The sequence below is a fragment of the Pseudomonas fluorescens genome (genome assembly GCF_012974785.1).
Taxonomy (GTDB): domain Bacteria; phylum Pseudomonadota; class Gammaproteobacteria; order Pseudomonadales; family Pseudomonadaceae; genus Aquipseudomonas; species Aquipseudomonas fluorescens_BT.
In genome coordinates, this window is record NZ_CP027561.1 from 4,048,078 (window position 1) to 4,067,423 (window position 19,346).

The 19,346-nt window shown below is 61.5% G+C and carries 17 protein-coding genes and 1 pseudogene; 14 read left to right on the plus strand and 4 right to left on the minus strand.

The window, feature by feature from the left end:
* Positions 1-617: 617 nt before the first annotated feature.
* The 12 genes from C6Y56_RS18225 (at position 618) to C6Y56_RS18280 (ending at position 13,587) form a co-directional block, all read left to right on the plus strand.
* Positions 618-1,436: an energy transducer TonB gene (locus C6Y56_RS18225; RefSeq protein WP_169431055.1), complete on the plus strand. Its 819-nt coding sequence runs from the start codon at positions 618-620 to the stop codon at positions 1,434-1,436.
* Between the two features lie 49 nt (positions 1,437-1,485).
* Positions 1,486-2,190, plus strand: coding sequence for a MotA/TolQ/ExbB proton channel family protein (locus tag C6Y56_RS18230; RefSeq protein WP_085608298.1), 705 nt, complete (start codon positions 1,486-1,488; stop codon positions 2,188-2,190).
* On the plus strand, positions 2,190-2,591 hold the full coding sequence (locus C6Y56_RS18235; protein ID WP_011335072.1) for an ExbD/TolR family protein: 402 nt from the start codon (positions 2,190-2,192) through the stop codon (positions 2,589-2,591). The genes C6Y56_RS18230 and C6Y56_RS18235 overlap by 1 nt, the downstream gene beginning before the upstream one ends.
* Positions 2,592-2,799: 208 nt before the next feature.
* Positions 2,800-5,505, plus strand: coding sequence for a TonB-dependent receptor (locus C6Y56_RS18240; RefSeq protein ID WP_169431056.1), 2,706 nt, complete (start codon positions 2,800-2,802; stop codon positions 5,503-5,505).
* Positions 5,506-5,615: 110 nt separating this feature from the next.
* Positions 5,616-7,487, plus strand: a complete 1,872-nt coding sequence (locus tag C6Y56_RS18245; RefSeq protein ID WP_169431057.1) for an extracellular solute-binding protein — start codon at positions 5,616-5,618, stop codon at positions 7,485-7,487.
* Between the two features lies 1 nt (position 7,488).
* The gene (locus C6Y56_RS18250; protein WP_169431058.1) at positions 7,489-8,553 is read left to right on the plus strand and encodes a microcin C ABC transporter permease YejB; all 1,065 of its coding nucleotides are present in this window, start codon (positions 7,489-7,491) and stop codon (positions 8,551-8,553) included.
* On the plus strand, positions 8,553-9,575 hold the full coding sequence (locus C6Y56_RS18255) for an ABC transporter permease (protein WP_169431059.1): 1,023 nt from the start codon (positions 8,553-8,555) through the stop codon (positions 9,573-9,575). The genes C6Y56_RS18250 and C6Y56_RS18255 overlap by 1 nt, the downstream gene beginning before the upstream one ends.
* A gap of 14 nt (positions 9,576-9,589) precedes the next feature.
* Positions 9,590-11,203 carry an ABC transporter ATP-binding protein gene (locus C6Y56_RS18260; protein WP_169431060.1) on the plus strand — a complete coding sequence of 538 codons (1,614 nt, stop codon included), beginning with the start codon at positions 9,590-9,592 and terminating at the stop codon, positions 11,201-11,203.
* Between the two features lie 118 nt (positions 11,204-11,321).
* A complete protein-coding gene (locus C6Y56_RS18265; protein ID WP_169431061.1) occupies positions 11,322-11,843 on the plus strand; it encodes a DUF3455 domain-containing protein in 522 nt (173 codons plus the stop codon).
* Positions 11,844-11,885: 42 nt separating this feature from the next.
* Positions 11,886-12,419, plus strand: coding sequence for a sigma-70 family RNA polymerase sigma factor (locus tag C6Y56_RS18270; protein WP_169431062.1), 534 nt, complete (start codon positions 11,886-11,888; stop codon positions 12,417-12,419).
* Positions 12,416-13,111 (plus strand): anti-sigma factor, encoded by a 696-nt coding sequence (locus tag C6Y56_RS18275; RefSeq protein WP_169431063.1) that lies wholly within the window; start codon positions 12,416-12,418, stop codon positions 13,109-13,111. The genes C6Y56_RS18270 and C6Y56_RS18275 overlap by 4 nt, the downstream gene beginning before the upstream one ends.
* Before the next feature lie 113 nt (positions 13,112-13,224).
* Positions 13,225-13,587 carry a hypothetical protein gene (locus C6Y56_RS18280; protein ID WP_169431064.1) on the plus strand — a complete coding sequence of 121 codons (363 nt, stop codon included), beginning with the start codon at positions 13,225-13,227 and terminating at the stop codon, positions 13,585-13,587.
* Between the two features lie 78 nt (positions 13,588-13,665).
* Here the strand turns inward: C6Y56_RS18280 and C6Y56_RS18285 are convergent, their stop codons facing one another.
* Complete coding sequence (locus tag C6Y56_RS18285) at positions 13,666-14,754, minus strand: DUF1615 domain-containing protein (protein ID WP_169431065.1); 1,089 nt, start codon at positions 14,752-14,754, stop codon at positions 13,666-13,668.
* Between the two features lie 184 nt (positions 14,755-14,938).
* On the opposite strand from C6Y56_RS18285, the gene C6Y56_RS18290 reads away from it, so the two are divergent.
* Positions 14,939-16,480 (plus strand): FAD-dependent oxidoreductase, encoded by a 1,542-nt coding sequence (locus C6Y56_RS18290; RefSeq protein WP_169431066.1) that lies wholly within the window; start codon positions 14,939-14,941, stop codon positions 16,478-16,480.
* 3 nt (positions 16,481-16,483) lie between these two features.
* Here C6Y56_RS18290 and C6Y56_RS29415 read toward each other — a convergent pair.
* From C6Y56_RS29415 to C6Y56_RS18300, 3 genes and pseudogenes are all read right to left on the minus strand, one after another.
* Positions 16,484-17,076 (minus strand): annotated as a pseudogene (locus tag C6Y56_RS29415) (ATP-binding cassette domain-containing protein).
* Complete coding sequence (locus C6Y56_RS18295) at positions 17,022-18,521, minus strand: peptidase domain-containing ABC transporter (RefSeq protein ID WP_432760310.1); 1,500 nt, start codon at positions 18,519-18,521, stop codon at positions 17,022-17,024. The pseudogene C6Y56_RS29415 and the gene C6Y56_RS18295 overlap by 55 nt, the downstream one beginning before the upstream one ends.
* A gap of 95 nt (positions 18,522-18,616) precedes the next feature.
* The gene (locus C6Y56_RS18300) at positions 18,617-18,874 is read right to left on the minus strand and encodes a hypothetical protein (protein WP_169431067.1); all 258 of its coding nucleotides are present in this window, start codon (positions 18,872-18,874) and stop codon (positions 18,617-18,619) included.
* Positions 18,875-19,055: 181 nt separating this feature from the next.
* Between C6Y56_RS18300 and C6Y56_RS18305 the strand changes: the two genes are divergently transcribed.
* Positions 19,056-19,232 (plus strand): hypothetical protein, encoded by a 177-nt coding sequence (locus C6Y56_RS18305; protein ID WP_164872156.1) that lies wholly within the window; start codon positions 19,056-19,058, stop codon positions 19,230-19,232.
* The last annotated feature ends 114 nt before the right edge of the window (positions 19,233-19,346 follow it).

Sequence of the window (19,346 nt, forward strand, 5' to 3'; positions counted from 1 at the left end):
CGAAGCGCACCAAAACTGCACTTGCAGCCAATACACCGTTCCAGTGGAACGACCGACTTTACTTAAACAAGAACAAGGAATATCGCCTGTGACCCGCTAAAACACTGACCCGCACCAATTCAGTCCGCCACGCACCATCACGCGTCCTGGCCGACACGAGAACAGCCGCTCTATCTCGCTGAACAGCGCGATACCGCGCCCGGCCTGTCTCGCCCTGAAAAAAGTCCTGCAAAGAGGGCCTTCGGGAGGTTGTGCGCCCATGAAAACCGGCATGTTTGATGAAACTTATATAAATGCGACATACGTATCATCCGTGAAATAACCGCTACACAATTGATCACTCTTTGGCACAGCGGTTGCTATTGCATCAACCATGAGGGCAAGAATGATGTTAGCCACTCAATTGCACACCCACTTATAAAAGAACAGCCACGGACCGGATCAATGAACCATCGAAGTCGGCATTACTGAAGCAACAAGCTGCACAAGCCCTGTTCAATAGATAGTTCAACTATCGGCTTCTGCACACCTGTATGAAAGTTGCGACCACTCACTCGAACAACGCCTTGTTGTTCGAACGGCACCTTATTGCCCTTCATCCACCCGAGGGAGCTTTAATGAACGATGCGGTAAAGCACAGAACGCCGCCGGGGCCAGTACCGAACGCAGCGCTTGCGTCGGGAGCGGGTCGGCCCGTCTACAAGGCCAACACTTCTCAGCCCGGCGGCCTGAACAAACAGCAGATGCTGTTGCTGGTGGCGGTATCGGCGCTGATACACGGCGGCGCCTGGTGGTCTTTCCAGCAGGCGCGGGCCGAACCGCTGCCCACGCCACCGGAAATCCCGGAAATGACCGTCGAGCTGACCAGCCCGACACCTCCGGCACCGCCGACACCGGAGCCGCCGCCCCCCCCGCCGCCCCCTCCCGAACCGGAACAACCGGTGGAAGACGAGGACGCGGTCAAGCCGCCGCCCAAACCGGTGGAGAAACCCAAGCCGATCGAAAAACCGAAACCGGTCGAGAAACCCAAACCGGTGAAAAAGGCCGAGCCGCCAAAAGCACCGCCCGCCCCTGCGCAACCGGCGGCGCCTGCTGCTCCGGCCACCCCGAGCGCGCCACCGGCACCTGCGGCGGCACCGGGCCCGGTGAAAGAGTCGGCGGCGATTTCCGGTCTCGCCAGCCTCGGCAACCCGCCGCCGGAATACCCGTCGCTGGCTCTGCGGCGCAACTGGGAAGGCAGCGTGGTGCTGCGGATTCAGGTGCTGGCCAACGGTCGCGCCGGCTCGGTGACCGTGACCAAGTCCAGCGGCAAGCCGCAACTGGATGACGCGGCGGTCGCGGCGGTGAAGGCCTGGAAGTTCATTCCGGCCAAGCGCGGCGACACACCGATCGACGGCTTCGCCACCCAGACCATCGATTTCAAATTGCCGCAATGACGGCGCGACAACCGAACTCACAACCGATTAACGCAAGCGAGGTGTAGCCATGAACGATTCTCTGTCTTCGATGATTGTCCCCGGCGTGCTCTGGGGGCTGGTGCTGTTTTCCGTGGTCAGCTGGGCGATCCTGCTGGTCAAGTCGGCGCAATACCTGCGTCAGAAAACCCAGAACAAGCAGTTCAGCAAAGCCTTCTGGGGCGCGCCGGATCTGCTGACCGCCGCCGAACACGCCAGTCAATATCCGGGCTCGCTGGCGCGGATCGCCAGCAGCGGTTTCGAAGCCTTGCTGGTGGAAGAGTCCCCGCGCACCACCCAGCAACTGGCGCACACCATCAACCGTTCCGACCGACTGGAACGCAACCTGCGCCAGCAGATCCAGAAGGAACGTCGCTCGCTGGAAAACGGCCAGGCGATCCTCGCCAGTATCGGCAGCACCGCGCCGTTCATTGGCCTGTTCGGCACCGTGTGGGGAATCATGGAAGCCCTGCAAAGCATCGGCGCCAGCGGTTCGGCCAGCCTGGAAACCGTGGCCGGGCCCATCGGCCACGCGCTGATCGCCACCGGTGTGGGCATTGCCGTCGCGGTGCCGGCGGTGCTGATTTACAACTTCTTCCTGCGACGCCTGAAACTGGCCTCCGCCGACATGGATGACTTCGCCCACGACTTCGACGCCCTCGCCTCGCGCAGCGCGTTTTCCATCAGCCGCCAGGCCATCGCCAAATCCACGGCCGCCGTGCGGGAGGCCAGCTGATGTCCTTTTCCACTCAAGACAGCGATGAAGTGCTCAGCGAAATGAACGTCACGCCGCTGGTGGACGTGATGCTCGTGCTGCTGGTGGTGTTCATCGTCACCGCGCCGCTGATGACCAACGCGATCAAGGTCAACCTGCCGAAAACCGACGCCGTCGCCCCCGCCGAAAAGAAGGATCCGGTGGTGGTCAGCGTCGATCAGGACGGCAAGTTCTTCCTGGCCAAGACCGAGCTGGCACCGGAATCACTGGAGGCCAGCCTCAAGGAGGTCAAGGCCAAAGATGCCGACGTCCGCGTGCAGCTGCAGGCCGACTCCGCCGTGAATTACGGCCAGGTGGCCAAAGCCATGGCGTCCATCGAGCGCTCGGGCATTACCAAAATATCGGTGATGACCACCCGCTGACGGCGGTGCCGGGCGCGCAGTGAGGGACGCGCCCGGCACCGTTCGTTGAATCCCGTCGCAATCGGCCGACCGAAAAAACGCAGCGCGTCTTCGGAGGGGATCGGCTTGCTTGAAGAAAGTGGTTTTCGCGGCGCGGCACCACCGTGCTCCGTGCAAAGAGGGCTCACAAGGCCATTTCGATAAACGTCTAACAAAGTCGGAAACAACCATGCTGATGAACACTCCACGCTTCACGCTCAAACCCTTGGTGGCAACGATTTCCCGCCACCGTTTCGTTCCGTTGTACCTGGTGGCCATGGGGATGGGTGCCGGGGTTCAGGCTGCCGAGGACGACAACGGCGTCCCGGCCGCCGCTGCGGTGGTTGCGCCGACCACGCAACTGCAACGGGTCGAAGTGACCGGTTCGGCGATTCGCCGGGTCGATGCGGAAACGGCGGTGCCGATCACCGTGCTCAAGGCCGATGAACTGCGCAAACAGGGCGTGACCACCACCGCCGAACTGGTGCAGCGCATCACCGGCAGCCAGTCGATCAACAACAGCGCAGGCTCGGTCGGCGCGGCCACCGGCGGCGCATCGTTTGCCGACATGCGCGGCATTGGCGCGAACAAGACACTGGTGCTGCTCAACGGTCGCCGGCTGGCCAACAACGCCCTGTCGGGCACCAACTCGGCCGGCGGCGCGGTGGATCTGAACATGATCCCGTTTGCCGCGATCGAGCGCGTGGAAGTGCTGCGCGACGGCGCCTCGGCCCTGTACGGCACCGACGCCATCGGTGGCGTGATCAACTTCATCACCAAAAAATCCATGACCGACGGCCAGCTCACCCTTGGTGGCGAAACCCCGACCCACAGCGGCGGCGGTGCGACCAAGGACATGAGCGCCAGCTGGGGCTACGGCGACCTGGAACAGGACCGCTTCAACGTGCTCGGCGTGTTCAACTACAACAAGCAGCAGAACCTCGACGCCAACGACCGCTCCTTCGCCCGCGACTACGTGCCCGGCCGTGGCCTGGACCAGACCTCAGGCACCGCGTTCCCCGGCAACTACAGCCAGAACGGCAACGCCACCAACCCGCTGGCCAACAGCAATTGCAACGGCCCCAACCTGGTGGCCCGCGACGGCCTCTGCCGCTTCAGTACCCGGGAATTCATCGACCTGGTGCCACAGACCGAGAAGACTTCGTTCTTCGGCAAGACCACCGGCAAACTGGCCGACGACCACAACATCAACCTCGAATATTTCTGGTCACGCAACAACAACGCCACCGCCGTCGGCCCGGCGCCATTGACCGGCCTGAGCCTGGATTCGTCCTCGCCCTACTACCCCGGCAACGGCATCACCCCGGCGCCCACCGGCTTCGCCCTCGACCCGACGCAACCGGTGGACGTGAACTGGCGCGAAACCGCCGCCGGCCCGCGTGAATCGAAAGACCAGAACACCAGCCAGCGCTTTTTGCTGAGTTTCGACGGTCTGGTCGGCGGCTGGGACTACAACGTCGGCGCCTCGTACAACCAGAACAAGATTGTCTCCAGCGTCACCAGCGGCTATGTCAGCGATCAGGCAATGATCAACGGTCTGGCCAGCGGCCTGCTCAACCCGTTCGGTCCGCAGACCAGCGCCGGTCAGCAGTACATCGATCAGGCCATGTACCACGGCGCCTATTCCACGGCGGTCGGTCGGGTCGCCGGTTTCGACGGGCGGATCAGCCGCGAGATCGGTGACTGGTTCGGTGCCGGCCCGTCGGGGCTGGCGTTGGGCGGCGAGTACCGCAAAGAGAAATTCCACCAGGACTTCGAAGCTTTCGCCGGCGACATCCAGAGCCTGGGCATCGACCCCGCCGGCAGCGTCGAGGGCGACCGCAGCGTGAAAGCCGCCTACGCGGAAATCAACGTGCCGGTGCTCGACAGCCTGGAATTGTCGGCCGCCGTGCGTCACGACAAATACAGCGACTTCGGCAGCACCACCAACCCGAAATATTCGTTCCGTTATCAGCCACTCAAGGAGCTGGTGGTGCGCGGCGCCTACAGCGAAGGTTTCCGCGCGCCGTCACTGTACGAGTTGTATTCGCCACGCAGCATCACCTACACCCAGGGCTACTACAACGACCCGGTGCTGTGTACCGGCGGCGTGGTGCAACCGGGCGGCAACGGCGGACGCGATTGCGGTCAGCAGTTCCTCAACCAGATCGGCGGCAACGAAGACCTGGCCCCGGAGAAAGCGCGCAACGTGACGCTCGGCTTCGTTTATCAGCCGGTCAGCAACCTGTCCGTGGGCCTGGATTTCTGGTGGATTCACATCTCCAACCAGATCCAGCCGTTCCCGGAATCCACCGTGTTCGATCAGGCCGGCAGCTACCCTGACCGTTTCGTGCGCAACGCCGACGGCACGCTCAATTACATCGTCACCGGCAACGCCAACCTCGGCATCGTCGAAACCAACGGCGTCGATGTGTCGCTGGACTATCGCTTCCCGAACACGCCTTACGGCCAGTTCGGCCTGGGCCTGCAAGGCACCTATGTCGACGAGTACGACTTCCAGAGCACCATCAAGGGCCCGTTCACCGATAAGGTCGGCGACTTCAAGGGTGACGGGGTGATTGCCCGCTGGAAACACAACCTGACCGGTTCCTGGACCTTCGGCGCCGCCCGTGCAGCGCTGACCAACCGCTTTACCACCGGCTACAACGACTACGACCGCGAAACCAACGCACGGGTCGCGTCGTATTCGGTGTGGGACCTGTCGGCCGGCTACACCTTCGACAAGGTGCTGGACGTGGACGCCGGGGTGAAGAACCTGTTCGACCGCGATCCGCCGTTCTCCAACCAGGCCTACAACTTCCAGAGCGGCTATGACCCACGTTACACCGACCCGCTGGGCCGCACGCTGTTTGCGCGCATGACGTACCACTTCTGAGTACAGGTCGGGGCCGCGCAAGACTCCGGCCGGCCCCTTCCCCTTGCGAATTCGCATCCCGCAGCGGCCAACCGCCGCTTCGGGTTTTTCCGGCTCAGAGGAACGACTTCATGACATTCATGCGCAACATGGCCGGCCTGCTGCTCGGCAGCGCGCTGCTGTGCAACGCGGCAGCTGCGCTGGCCGGCGGCAGCTACGCGATGACGGTGTACGGCGAGGCGCCGAAATACCCCGCCGGTTTCCAGCACTTCGATTTCGTCAATCCCGACGCCCCGAAGGGCGGCTCGCTCAGCCGCGCATCGATGGAGATCGGTCAGTACAACTACATCACCCCCTATGCCGATCAGGGCATTTCCGTGGTCCAGGTCAACGACTGGGTGTATTCGCCGCTGGCGTTCCGCTCGCTGGACGAGCCCTACACCGTCTACGGTCTGGTGGCGCAATCCATGGAGCGTGACCCAGTCGGTCTGTGGGTGCGTTTCAACCTGAATCCCGAGGCGCGTTTCGCCGACGGCACGCCGATCACCGCCGAGGACGTGCGCTACACCTTCGAGCTGTTGATGACCAAGGGCAGCCTGAGTTATCGCCAGCAGTACGCCGACGTGCAGGATGTGCTGATCGAAGGCCCGCGGCAGATTCGCTTCACCTTCAAGAACAACCTCAACCGCACCCTCGCGCTGGATCTGGCGTCGCTGCGACCGGTGCCCGAGCACTGGTGGAAGACCCGCGACTTTGCCAACGGCGGCGGCTTCGAACCCCCGCTGGGCAGCGGCCCGTACCGGGTGAGCAAGGTCGATGCGGGGCGCAGCATCGGTTTCCAGCGCGATCCGAATTGGTGGGGCAAGGACCTGCCGGTCAGTCGCGGGATGTACAACTTTGACAGCCTGACCGTGAATTTCTACGGCGACACCGACGTCGCCCGGCAACTGCTGCAGGCCGGGGCGTTCGACTACAACCGCGAGTTTTCCTCATCCGGCTACGTGGTCGGCTACGACAGCCCGGCGCTGCGCGACGGTCGCCTGCAACAAGCGATTCTCGCCCCGGACAAACCGACCAGCGCCCAGGGGTTTGTGTTCAACCTGCAGAACCCGCTGTTCAAGGATCGCCGCGTGCGGCAGGCGCTGAGCCTGCTGTGGGATTTCGAGTGGACCAACAAGCAGATGATGCGCGGCTTCTACGTGCGCCAGAACAGCTACTGGCCGAAGAGTGAAATGGCCGCCACCGCCCTGCCCGACGCCAGGGAGCTGGCGATCCTCGAACCGCTGCGCGGACAGATTCCGGACGAGGTGTTCACCCAGGTCTATCAGGCGCCGAAAACCGATGGCAGCGGCTACATCCGCGACAAGCAGTTGCAGGCCCTGAAGCTGTTGGCCGAGGCCGGGTGGACGCCGAAAAACAATCGGCTGGTGAACGCTGCCGGCGAGCCACTCGAATTCACCTTCCTCGACGGCCAGGGCGGTTTCGACCGCATGTTGCTGCCGTACAAACGCACCCTGGCGCAGATCGGCATCACGCTGAGTCTGCGGCGCATCGATTCGGCGCAATACATCAACCGGCTCAACGCCCGGGACTACGACATGATCGTTACCAGTTTCCCCCGCAGCGGCGATCCGATCGTCTCGCCGGGCCGCGAGTTATACAGCCTGTATGCCTCGCAGAGCGCGACCCAGGTCGGCAGCTCCAATTCGATGGTGCTGGCGGACCCGGCGGTGGACCGGCTGATCGACGGCCTGGTGCAGGCCAATACCCGCGACGCCATGGTGCGTTACGCCCGCGCCCTCGACCGGGTGCTGCAATGGGGTGACTACATGATTCCCAACTACTACTCCAAAGGCACGCCGACGGTGTTTCAGAACCGCTTCGGCAGGCCACCGGTGCAGCCGATTTACAGCGAAGGCCTCGATACCTGGTGGGAGGTCTCGGCCAAGCCGCTGACCAATCAGCAGATGAGCGCCTTGCATCAGCTCGCGGGGGGCCAGTGACATGTGGCGTTATCTGAGTCGACGTCTGTTGCTGATCATCCCGACGCTGCTGTGCATTCTGGTGGTCAACTTCGTCATCGTGCAGGCCGCGCCCGGCGGCCCGGTGGAACAGGCCATCGCCCGCCTGCAAGGCTTCGGCGGGCACAGCATGGGCGGCGCCAGCGAGGTGACCGCGATCGGCGGTGCCGGGCGCAGCAGCCGTGGTCTGGATCCGGCGCTGATCGAAGAGATCAAACACCACTACGGTTTCGACCGACCGATGCACGAACGCCTGTGGCTGATGCTCAAGAACTACGCGCAACTGGACCTGGGCAGCAGCTTCTTTCGCGGTGCGAAGGTGACGGACCTGATCGTGCAGAAGCTGCCGGTGTCGCTGTCCCTCGGCCTGTGGGCGACCTTGATCACCTACCTGATTTCGATCCCGCTGGGCATTCGCAAGGCAATCAAAAACGGCAGCGCATTCGATGTCTGGAGCAGCACGGCAATCATCGTCGGCTACGCGATGCCGGCGTTTCTGTTCGCGATCCTGTTGATCGTGGTGTTCGCCGGGGGCAGCTACGTCAACTGGTTTCCGGTACAGGGGCTGGTCTCGGACAACTTCGACAGCCTGAGCCTGTGGGGCAAGGCCGGCGACTACCTCTGGCACCTGGTGCTGCCAGTGACGGCGCTGGTGATCGGTGGTTTTGCGACGCTGACGATCCTGACCAAAAACAGCTTCCTCAACGAGATCAGCCGCCAGTACGTGATCACCGCACGCGCCAAGGGCCTGACCGAAAGACGCGTGCTCTACGGCCATGTGTTTCGCAACGCGATGCTGCTGGTGGTGGCCGGTGTGCCGTCGGCGTTGATCGAGGTGTTTTTCGCCGGCTCGCTGCTGATCGAAACCCTCTTCAACCTCGACGGCCTCGGGCGCATGAGCTACGAAGCGGCGGTGTCGCGGGACTACCCGGTGGTGTTCGGCACGCTGTTCCTGTTCACCCTGTTCGGCCTGTTGATCAAGCTGATCGGCGACCTCTGCTACACCCTGCTCGACCCGCGCATCGACTTCTCGGCGAGGACTGCCTGATGTTCACACTTTCCCCTCTGGGCCGGCGGCGCATCGCGCAATTCAAGGCCAATCGTCGCGGGCGCTGGTCGCTGTGGCTGTTCATCGGGCTGTGCCTGATCTGCCTCGGCGGCGAGCTGATCGCCAACGACAAGCCGCTGGTGATTCGCTACCACAACGCCTTCTACTTCCCGATCCTCAGCGACTACCTGGAAACCGATTTCGGCGGCGAACTGCCGTTCCAGCCGGATTACGCCAGCAGTTACGTACACAAACTGATTGAGGATCAGGGCGGCTGGATGCTGTTCCCGCCGATCCCGTTCAGCTACGACACGGTCAATTACGACCTCACGGAACCGGCGCCGAGCCCGCCGTCCTCCAGCAACTGGCTGGGCACCGACGATCAGGCGCGGGACGTATTGGCGCGGGTGATTTTCGGCACGCGGGTTTCGATCCTGTTTGCGCTGATCCTCACCGCCGTCAGTGCGTTGGTCGGTATCGTCGCCGGGGCGTTGCAGGGTTATTACGGCGGCTGGGTCGACTTGCTCGGGCAGCGGGTGCTGGAGATCTGGTCGGGACTGCCGGTGCTGTACCTGCTGATTATTTTGTCCGGGTTCGTCTCGCCGAGTTTCTGGTGGCTGCTGGGGATCATGGCGCTGTTTTCCTGGCTGGCACTGGTGGACGTGGTGCGCGCCGAGTTCCTGCGCGGGCGCAGCCTGGAGTACGTCAAGGCCGCGCGGGCCCTGGGCCTGACGGACAGCGAGCTGATGCGCCGGCACATTCTGCCCAACGCCATGACCTCCACCCTCACCTACCTGCCGTTCATCCTGACCGGCGCCATTGCCACCCTCACCGCGCTGGATTTTCTCGGCTTCGGCATGCCCGCCGGCACCGCGTCGCTGGGCGAACTGATCGGCCAGGCCAAGCGCAATCTGCAAGCGCCGTGGCTGGGGCTGACGGCGTTTTTTGCCCTGGCGCTGATTCTGTCCTTGCTGGTGTTCATCGGCGAAGCCTGCCGTGACGCGTTCGATCCGCGATCCTGATCCCCGGAGCTGAAATGACCGACAACCTGATTGAAATCCGCGACCTGCGCGTCGCCTTCGCCGGGCACGAAGTGGTGCACGGCGTGAACCTCGACATCCGCCGCGGCGAGTGCCTGGCACTGGTCGGCGAATCCGGCTCGGGCAAGTCGGTGACGGCGCACTCGATCCTGCGTTTGCTGCCGGGCAAAACCGTCAGCAGCACGGGCAGCATCCGCTACAACGGCGTGGACTTGCTGCACGCCAGCGAACAGCAGCTGCGCGGCTTGCGCGGCAACCGCATCGCGATGATTTTCCAGGAGCCGATGACCTCGCTGAACCCGCTACACACGGTTGAAAAACAGATCAGCGAAGTGCTGGAGATCCACAAGGGGCTCAAGGGCCGCGCCGCGCGCCAGCGCACGCTGGAGTTGCTGGAACTGGTGGGCATTCGCCAACCGTTGCAGCGTTTGAAGGCCTATCCGCACCAGCTCTCCGGCGGCCAGCGACAGCGAGTGATGATCGCCATGGCGCTGGCCAACGAACCGGAATTGCTGATCGCCGACGAACCGACCACGGCGCTGGACGTGACCGTGCAACAGAAGATTCTCGAGCTGTTGATCGAGTTGCAGCAACGCCTCGGCATGTCGCTGCTGCTGATCAGCCATGACCTCAACCTGGTGCGGCGCATCGCCCAACGGGTGTGCGTGATGCGCCACGGGGAAATCGTCGAACAGGCCGATTGCGCAACGCTGTTCCGCACCCCGCAGCATCCTTACAGCCGCCTGCTGATCGAGGCAGAACCGTCGGGCGCGCCGGTGCCGAGTCGCTACGATCACAACCTGCTGGAGGTGGATGACCTGAAAGTCTGGTTCCCGCTGCCCAAGGCGTTGTTCAGCCGCACTCAGGAATACATCAAGGCCGTGGACGGCGTGAGTTTCCGTCTGCAGCGGGGCAAGACTCTGGGGATTGTCGGCGAGTCCGGCTCGGGCAAATCGACGCTGGGCCAGGCGATTCTGCGGCTGGTGGAATCCGAGGGCGATATTCGTTTTGGCAACAAGCAGTTGAGCCTGCTCAATCAGCGTTTGATGCGCCCGTTGCGCCGGCAGATTCAGGTGGTGTTCCAGGACCCGTTCGGCAGTCTCAGCCCACGGATGTCGGTGCAACAGATCATCGCCGAAGGCCTGCTGACCCACGGCATCGGCACGCCCGAAGAACGCGAGGCGGCGGTGATCCGCGTGCTGGAGGAAGTCGGCCTCGACCCGCAGAGCCGCCATCGCTATCCCCACGAGTTCTCCGGCGGCCAGCGCCAGCGCATTTCCATCGCCCGGGCGCTGGTGCTGGAACCGGCGCTGATTCTGCTCGACGAACCGACCTCGGCGCTGGACCGCACGGTGCAGAAACAGATAGTGGAATTGCTGCGGCAGTTGCAGATCCGCCACGGGCTGACGTACCTGTTCATCAGCCATGACCTGGCGGTGGTGCATGCGCTGGCGCACGATTTGATGGTGATCAAGGACGGCAAGGTGGTGGAACAGGGAGCGTCGCGCCAGATTTTTGCGGCGCCGCAGCATGCCTATACCCAGGAACTCCTGAAAGCCTCCGGCCTGGCATTGGCAAAAACCGGGGGTGAGCGGGTTACAGCAATCTGACCGTCAGTGCTTTCAGATTTATTTTCCGGCCACTGCATCCAAACCCCTCCGTCACGGGTAGTCCCTGTAACAGCCCTCTTTCGGCTGTCAGCGGTTTACCCTTTTCGGAGAAACACTGATGAACATCACCCAACTGATCGGCTTCACCGGTTTGCTCGCCGTCGCCTCGACAAGCTTCGCCCAAAGCAGTTATCCCGACGCGATCAAGGTGCCGGACGGCCACAAGATCGCGATGGAAACCACCGGGGTCGGCGAGATCACCTACGAATGCCGTGACAAGGCCAATGTCGCCGGCCAGACCGAGTGGGTGTTCGTCGGCCCGAAAGCAGTGCTCAACGATCGCAGCGGCAAACAGGTCGGCACCTACTTCGGCCCGCCCGCCACTTGGCAGGCGCAGGACGGTTCGAAAGTCACCGGCACGCAACTGGCCGTAGCGCCATCGAGTCCGGGCAACCTGCCCTATCAACTGGTCAAGGCCAACCCCGCCGAGGGCAAAGGCGCCATGAGCGGCGTGAGCTACATCCAGCGCGTCGCGCTCAAGGGCGGCGTGGCGCCGGGCAGCGAATGCACGGCGGCGAACAAGGGCAAACAGGAAGTGGTGAAGTACCAGGCCGACTACATTTTCTGGGCGGCGAACTGAGCCTGGCTGGACGTTTGGCCGATGCTTGCTAGATTGCAGGACATGCCCTTGCCCGAAACCGCGTTCGATTACGAAGCCCGCCTCGCCGCCTGTGCCCGCGGCGAGCGCGGGGCCCTGCGCGAATTGTATGTGCAGGAAAGTCCGCGGCTGCTCGGTGTGGCCCGACGTCTGGTGCGCGACACGGCGCTGGCCGAAGACATCGTTCACGACGCATTCATCAAGATCTGGGCCGGCGCGGCGGGTTTCGATCCGGCGCGCGGTTCGGCCCGGGGCTGGATGTTCAGCGTGACCCGGCATCTGGCGCTGAATGTGTTGCGCAATCACGACCGGGAAACGCCGCTCAACGACAGCAACGAATTTCCGGCGAGTGATGACGGTTTCGACGCACTGGCGCAATCGACCCGCATCCACCGCTGCCTGCATCAACTGGAACCGCAACGCCGCCGCTGCATCCTTCACGCCTACGTCGACGGTTACAGCCACGCGCAGATCGCCCAGCGCCTCGACACGCCACTGGGCACCGTCAAAGCCTGGATCAAACGCAGCCTCAATGCGTTGCGGGAGTGCATGGGATGACCACCGAATCGGCGCAGGAACGCGATGAACTGGCCAGCGAATACGTGCTCGGCACTCTTTCGGCCGAAGTGCGCGCCGAACTGCAACGGCGCTTGCCCAACGATCCCGAGCTGCAAGCGGCCGTGGACGCCTGGGAGCGACGTCTGCTGGAGCTGACCGACCTCGCCCCGGCGCATCAACCCTCGTCGCAGCTGTGGCAACGCATCGAACGCAGTGTCGGGCAACTTACCCATAAGAGGGCGCCAGAGATTTCATGGTGGAACCGCCTGTCGCTGTGGCGCGGCTTGAGCGCTGCCGGACTGGCTGCAACCTTGTTATTGGGCTCGATCCTGTTGACCCAGACCACGCCGAAACCAAGCTTTCTGGTGGTGCTTGTCGCCCCGCAGGACAAGGCGCCGGGCTGGGTGATCCAGGCCAGCAACCCACGGGAGATTCAGTTGATTCCGCTGGGCGTGGTCGAGGTGCCGACGGATAAGGCGCTGGAATTCTGGACCAAGGCCGACGGCTGGCAGGGTCCGGTGTCGCTGGGGCTGGTCAAACCGGGCCAGGCGCTGTCGATCCCGCTGGACAAGCTGCCGCCGCTGCAACCGAACCAGTTGTTCGAGCTGACGCTGGAAGGCGCCAACGGCTCGCCGATCGGCAAACCCACCGGGCCGATCCAGGCGATTGGCCGCGCGGTGAAGGTGCTGTGACAAACCATCATCGACGTCGATGTTCACCATCACGTCAATGAAGTTCTCTTAAAAAATCCCGGGCGTAACATCGGCTCCATACCCAACAAACAAAACCCCCGGAGCACAAAATCATGAAACGCCAAGTCATCCTCAGCATTGCCCTTTCGGTTCTGGCCTTCAACGCATTTGCCGCCAAACCGGCCCACACCATGATCGCTGAAGGCGGTTCGGATCGGTTGATCGAACAGCGCGTCGCCGAAGGCGGCTCGGATCGCCTGCAAGAACGCCGTGTGGCCGAAGGTGGCTCCGATCGTCTGCTGGAACGTCGTGTTGCCGAAGGTGGCTCCGATCGTCTGCTGGAACGTCGTGTGGCCGAAGGTGGCTCCGATCGTCTGCTGGAACGTCGTGTGGCCGAAGGTGGCTCCGATCGTCTGATCGAACGTCGTGTGGCCGAAGGCGGTTCGGATCGTCTGATCGAACGCCGCGTTGCCTGAATGAAGGGCTTCATCGCAGCAACCCGGAAAAAACCCGGCTCCCGTCAGCCGGGTTTTTAACGTCTTTTTTTTACCTCGTCAGTCCCTGGCCATGCAGCGCCGATAGCGCTCATCGACCCGTTTGGCGAACCACGCAGTGGTCAGTTTGCGAGTGATCTTCGGGCTTTGCAGGACAATCCCCGGCAGCACCGCCCGGGGCAATGATTTGCCTTCTGCCTTATCCGCCAGTTCGAAGACCCGCTGATAGAGCCTGGTCTCCTCGAACCCCAGCGTATTGCCCTTCTCCAGTTGATCGCGGATCTGTGGATTACGCATGCCCAGTGATTTGCCAAGTCTGCGTACCGCCAGCTCGGTGGTGCCCGGCATGATCGAGTCATAGCGAATCAGGTCGCCATCCAGCGCCAGCGGAACGCCCGAGGCCCGACTGACTGCATTCTGAAACGCTGCGTTGCGACTGGCGTACCACCCGGCATTGAAGTCCGCAAAACGGTACAGCGGCTCGCGATAACTCACCGGATAACCCAGCAGATGGGCGATGCCGAAGTACATGCCGCCCCGACGACTGAACACCTCGCGACGAATCGTCCCGTCCACCGGGTACGGATAGTCTTTGGCATGCTGTTCGGCGAATTCGATGCTGACCTGCATCGGCCCGCCGGTGTGCACCGGGTTGAAACCGCTGAACAGCGTGCGGCCCATCGGCACCGAGCCGATGAAGTCGTCGAAGATCGCGCTCAATTCCTTTTCGCTGCGGGCGGCGCTCAGGCGTTCGCTGTAGGTCTTGCCGTTCGGCGAGCGCACCTGCAAGGCACCGCTGACCAACAGGCTCGGGATATGCACCTTGGCGGCGCGGCGGTCGATTTCGTCACGGGCGATCTTGCCCAGTCCGGGCACCGGCGGATCGACCTGGAAAGTGGATTCCTGCTCGGCGACGGCCAGCACCGAACACAGGTTTTGCGTCGTCGGGCTGATGCCCTGGGCGGCGAACGCGGTGTAGATGTCCGTGGCCCAGCCCTGGCGGTCGGCGGTTTTCGCCGGCAGCAGGCGCACGATCTGCGCCTTGACCTCGGCCGGTGCGCGCGGCGCCGGTTCCTGGCTGCGCTGCCCGGCGCAACCGGCCAGTACCAGCAGTGCGGCAAGGCTGACGAATAATCGAGGGGTGTGCATAACGCTTCATCCAGTCCGTTGAGCCGGGTTAACCCTACGCTCTATCGCAGGGTGCAGGATAGGACTGCGGGCCGGCGACACTGTTCCATCCCCCCGTTTGGCAGGCGAACTGGCCGTGCCCGCCCGCTGATCCATACTTGGTGCTGCACACTCAGTGGCAAAGGGCACGCGAGGAGGACAGACCATGAACCGCAGTGACGTTCTGATCATCGGCGCGGGTCCCACCGGACTGGTACTGGCCCTGTGGCTGAGCAAACTGGGCGTGCGCGTGCGCATCATCGACAAGACCTCCGCGCTGGGCACCACCTCGCGGGCGCTGGCGGTGCAGGCGCGCACGCTGGAGTTGTACCGGCAACTGGATCTCGCCGAAGCCGTGGTGCGCAACGGGCATCGGGTGGCAGCGGCGAATTTCTGGGTCAAGGGCAAACCCGTGGCACAGTTGCCGCTCAACCGGATCGGCGAAGGCCTGACGCCCTATGCCTTTCTGAAAATCTATCCGCAGGACGAACACGAGCGACTGCTGATCGACCGCCTCGAAGACTACGACGTGTTCGTCGAGCGCAATACCACCCTCGAAAGCTTCACGGAAAACGGCGACGGTCTCACCGCCCATTTGCGTCTGCCGGATGGCGAACAGGAGATCTGCCAGGCCTGTTACCTGGCCGGATGTGACGGCGCCCGTTCGGTGGTGCGCAAGACCCTCGACACCGGTTTCCCCGGTGGCACCTATCAGCAGATTTTCTATGTCGCCGACGTGCAGGCCAGCGGCCCGGCGCTCAACGGCGAGTTGCATCTGGATCTGGATGAGGCGGATTTTCTCGCGGTGTTCCCGCTGGCCGGCGAAGGTCGCGCACGGCTGATCGGCACCGTGCGCGACGAACGTGCGGATCGCGCCGAAACCCTGGAATTTTCCGATGTCAGCAGTCGCGCCATCGAACATCTGAACGTGCACATCGAGGACGTCAACTGGTTCTCCACCTACCGTGTGCATCATCGAGTGGCAGACCACTTTCGCCAGGGCCGGGCGTTTCTGCTCGGCGATGCGGCGCACGTACACAGCCCGGCCGGCGGTCAGGGCATGAATACTGGCATCGGCGATGCGATCAATCTGGCGTGGAAACTCGCGGCAGTGCTCAGCGGCGGCGCCACGGCGAAGCTGCTCGACAGCTACGAAACCGAACGCATCGCCTTCGCCCGGCGGCTGGTGTCGACCACCGACAAGGTCTTCAGCTTCGTCACCGCCGAAGGCCGCATGGCCGATCTGTTGCGCACGCGGCTGGCACCGTTCCTGATCCCGAAAATGGCGTCATTCGAAACCAGTCGCGAATTCCTGTTTCGCACCGTCTCGCAGATTACCGTCAATTATCGGGGCATGGCGTTGAGCGAGGGAGTGGCCGGGCATGTGCACGGCGGCGACCGCTTGCCGTGGGCCCATGATGGCGAGGGGGACAATTACGAACCGTTGCGCAACCCGTGTTGGCAGGTGCATGTATACGGTGACACCAGCGACGAAATGATCGCCTGGTGCAATGAACACCACTTGCCGCTGCACGTGTTCGACTGGCGCCCGGCGTTTGAAACGGCGGGCCTGGGGCGCAACGGTTTTTACCTGCTGCGCCCGGATACCTACGTGGCGATTGCCGACAACAGCGCGGATCCGAAGGTGATCGAACGGTACTTTCGTGATCACGGGATCAGATGTTATTTGCAGCAACCCGTCCAGTGAACGCTAGCGACCAGGGCAATCATCGACCCTATGCGTGAGATCCGCGATGATTCGCCCTTGATCCAAAGTCACTACCCGTTGCGCCATTGCAAGGGTTTGCGGACGATGGGCAACCAGTATTCGGGTCATTGCCTCCTGTGTGATGGCGGCATTGACCCGTTGCTCGTTCCAGACATCCAGATGACTGGTGGCTTCGTCCAGCACCAGCAACCTCGGCGATCGGTACAATGCGCGAGCCAGCAGTATGCGTTGTCTCTGGCCGCCTGACAGGCCTGATCCAAGATCACCGACAAGCGTGTTGTACTTCATCGGCAGCGCCATGATTTCATCATGCACCGCCGCTTGTTCCGAGCACCTGATCACTTGCCCCGGGTCCGGCTGAGCGTCGAAAAAACAGATATTGTCCGAAAGCGTTCCGGTGAACAGTTGATCGTCCTGCATCACTGTTCCAGTCATCTGGCGATAGTTCCTCAACCCAAGACGCGTCAGCTCAACCCCGCCCAGAAAAATCTCCCCTCGGTTGGTGTCAACAGCCCCAGTATCAATTTGAGCAAAGTGGTCTTGCCACAACCCGACACCCCGCAATCGCAATGCACTCGCCCGCCGGGATGCGCAAACTCAAATTGTCGATGACATTGGGCTCATGTTCCGCGTATCGAAAGGAGACATTGCGTAACTCAATATCCGTTTCTATCTCCCGAATGTCGATTTCAGCGTCGTCAGCCCCCTCTTCCGGTGCCGTCAGCAAAATATCCGCGATGCGCTCACTGTGCAGACGCAACATCCGCAGTTCGAACGACTTATCCAGCAACGCAGCAATACGCTGGCTGAACTGATCCTTGTAGCTCAGAAACGCAAACAGCATACCGACGGAAAAGTGGCTATCCATAACGGCCATTGCTGCCAACCAGACCACGACAATCCGCTCCCCGTTAAAAACAAGGGTGCTGGCTGACTGGAACGATATCGCTATGCGCGCGATCCGTAACTCAGCATTGAGCTGATCCGTCAGGGCGTTACTCCAAGCGCACCGTCGCTCCTGCTCGCGACCATATAACCGAATGCTTTGAATACCCCGGGCAGACTCGATAAACAGCGTGCCTTGCCTGGCCGCGCAGGCGATATGCACCGCTGTAGCTTCACGCTGCTTTTGAAAAACACCCCAGCGCAAAGCTGCATAAAGCACCACGGCCGACAGACTGACAAATGCGAGCGTGGCACTGTAGAAAAACATGACGACCAGCGTGGAAAACACCCATAAACCGTCGATGAGTCCTTCAATCAATTGCGTGGTCAGTGTTTTCTGAATGACCTGTATAGCCTGAAATCTCGACGCGATATCACCCAGATGCCGCTTCTCGAACCAGGCAACCGGCAAGCGCAGCAAATGGGCAAAGGCATTGCCCAACCATTGATACCCCAAATAGGCGGACAACGACGCGGCCATCCATGATCGCAACCACCCCAATCCGGTCTGAAGCAGTACCAGCAACAAGAATCCGCTGCCCAGAACAGTCATCAACCGGTGATCACCCGTGGTCAGCACGTCGTCCACGACCCATTGCAAGTAGAACGGGAGCGCCAATGCAAGCGCTTGCAACAGCGCGCCCATCAACAACAATCTTGCCAGTCCTGCGTAGAGCCCATCGACTTTGCCGAGCATGGATTGCCAGGAAATCTTCTTTTGGGACGGCAGGCGTTCAAACAGTTCCCCGGGCGTCAATTCCAGTACCACGCCTGTGAAATGACTGGATGCCCGAGACCAGGAAATGCTCCGTTTGCCGCTTGCCGGGTCGTGAATCAGCAACTCGTTGCGCGTCACTTTCTCAAGCACCACGAAATGGTTCATGTCCCAATGCAAAATACACGGCAATTTCAGACTCGAAAGTTGCGGTAACTCCACGCGTAATGGGCGGGACTGGAACCCGAGCCGTTGCGCCATCGATATCAGGCTTTTAAGGGTAGAGCCCTTGAGTGAAACGCTGAAACGCTGACGAAGCAGAATCAGGTCAGTTGCACGCCCCCAATAGCGGGCAATCATGGCGAGACACGCGAGACCACATTCACTGGCTTCTGTCTGCAGTAAGACCGGCAACTTTCTGTTACCCCAGCGCAAAGGGGTGTTTCCTTGTCTGGTCATTTGACCAGGTGCAGGTGAGAAACATCACCGACGCGCTGTGTAATGGCAACAGGTTCAATATTGCGTCCTTGCATATAGCTTGCGCCCACTCCAAGCAGGAAGAAAACAAACACACCCAAACATAATGCCAGGCCGTCGAGAGACTTATCGATTTTTATATCGAGATAGTTTCCATAAAATCTTTCGGAGGCGAACGCTATCGCCTCCTTGCGAAAAAGAGAAGGCCTTTCCCTATCTAATTTTTCAATACCCACCTGACACACCTCCTATATAACCAAAGTCTTCCGCACCACACCAATACAATCTAAAGCTCACATTGACACTACTGGAATCCAATTTTTATAGTCAACACCCCTTAGACAGCCCGAGACTGCGGCTATCGAAAGAGATCTTCAACTAACACAAATCCAAAACAACTCATTAGATAGGATATCAATGAAAATTTTTCTGCGTGGTTTACCAGAAGGTCTTATAGGAAAGTCGGAAATAGAAGCTGAGTCTCTTGAAGCCGCCCTTCAGGACTATCCCGTTCTGGAACTCTTTCAGGAAGAACTTGAAGAAGTCAGTGGCGGCGCCTGCACTGCAAGAAGTTTTCGGGCATGCGATGGTTGATTGTTGAACGACAGGCAATCCTCCTGGCCTGAACGCCAGCCCTGCGGATTCGAAACAGAATCCGTGGGGAGTCTGTTTCACTTTCTTGTCTAACCCGCTTCGAGGCCGATGCCC

Excerpts from the sequence above, each read along its gene's own strand:
- C6Y56_RS18245 (WP_169431057.1), top strand. The coding sequence starts at position 5,616 with ATGACATTCATGCGCAACATGGCCGGCCTGCTGCTCGGCAGCGCGCTG.
- C6Y56_RS18270 (WP_169431062.1), top strand. The coding sequence starts at position 11,886 with ATGCCCTTGCCCGAAACCGCGTTCGATTACGAAGCCCGCCTCGCCGCC.
- C6Y56_RS18280 (WP_169431064.1), top strand. The coding sequence starts at position 13,225 with ATGAAACGCCAAGTCATCCTCAGCATTGCCCTTTCGGTTCTGGCCTTC.
- C6Y56_RS18235 (WP_011335072.1), top strand. The coding sequence starts at position 2,190 with ATGTCCTTTTCCACTCAAGACAGCGATGAAGTGCTCAGCGAAATGAAC.
- C6Y56_RS18295 (WP_432760310.1), bottom strand. The coding sequence starts at position 18,521 with ATGATTGCCCGCTATTGGGGGCGTGCAACTGACCTGATTCTGCTTCGT.
- C6Y56_RS18285 (WP_169431065.1), bottom strand. The coding sequence starts at position 14,754 with ATGCACACCCCTCGATTATTCGTCAGCCTTGCCGCACTGCTGGTACTG.
- C6Y56_RS18290 (WP_169431066.1), top strand. The coding sequence starts at position 14,939 with ATGAACCGCAGTGACGTTCTGATCATCGGCGCGGGTCCCACCGGACTG.
- C6Y56_RS18305 (WP_164872156.1), top strand. The coding sequence starts at position 19,056 with ATGAAAATTTTTCTGCGTGGTTTACCAGAAGGTCTTATAGGAAAGTCG.
- C6Y56_RS18240 (WP_169431056.1), top strand. The coding sequence starts at position 2,800 with ATGCTGATGAACACTCCACGCTTCACGCTCAAACCCTTGGTGGCAACG.
- C6Y56_RS18225 (WP_169431055.1), top strand. The coding sequence starts at position 618 with ATGAACGATGCGGTAAAGCACAGAACGCCGCCGGGGCCAGTACCGAAC.
- C6Y56_RS18265 (WP_169431061.1), top strand. The coding sequence starts at position 11,322 with ATGAACATCACCCAACTGATCGGCTTCACCGGTTTGCTCGCCGTCGCC.
- C6Y56_RS18275 (WP_169431063.1), top strand. The coding sequence starts at position 12,416 with ATGACCACCGAATCGGCGCAGGAACGCGATGAACTGGCCAGCGAATAC.
- C6Y56_RS18260 (WP_169431060.1), top strand. The coding sequence starts at position 9,590 with ATGACCGACAACCTGATTGAAATCCGCGACCTGCGCGTCGCCTTCGCC.
- C6Y56_RS18250 (WP_169431058.1), top strand. The coding sequence starts at position 7,489 with ATGTGGCGTTATCTGAGTCGACGTCTGTTGCTGATCATCCCGACGCTG.
- C6Y56_RS18230 (WP_085608298.1), top strand. The coding sequence starts at position 1,486 with ATGAACGATTCTCTGTCTTCGATGATTGTCCCCGGCGTGCTCTGGGGG.
- C6Y56_RS18255 (WP_169431059.1), top strand. The coding sequence starts at position 8,553 with ATGTTCACACTTTCCCCTCTGGGCCGGCGGCGCATCGCGCAATTCAAG.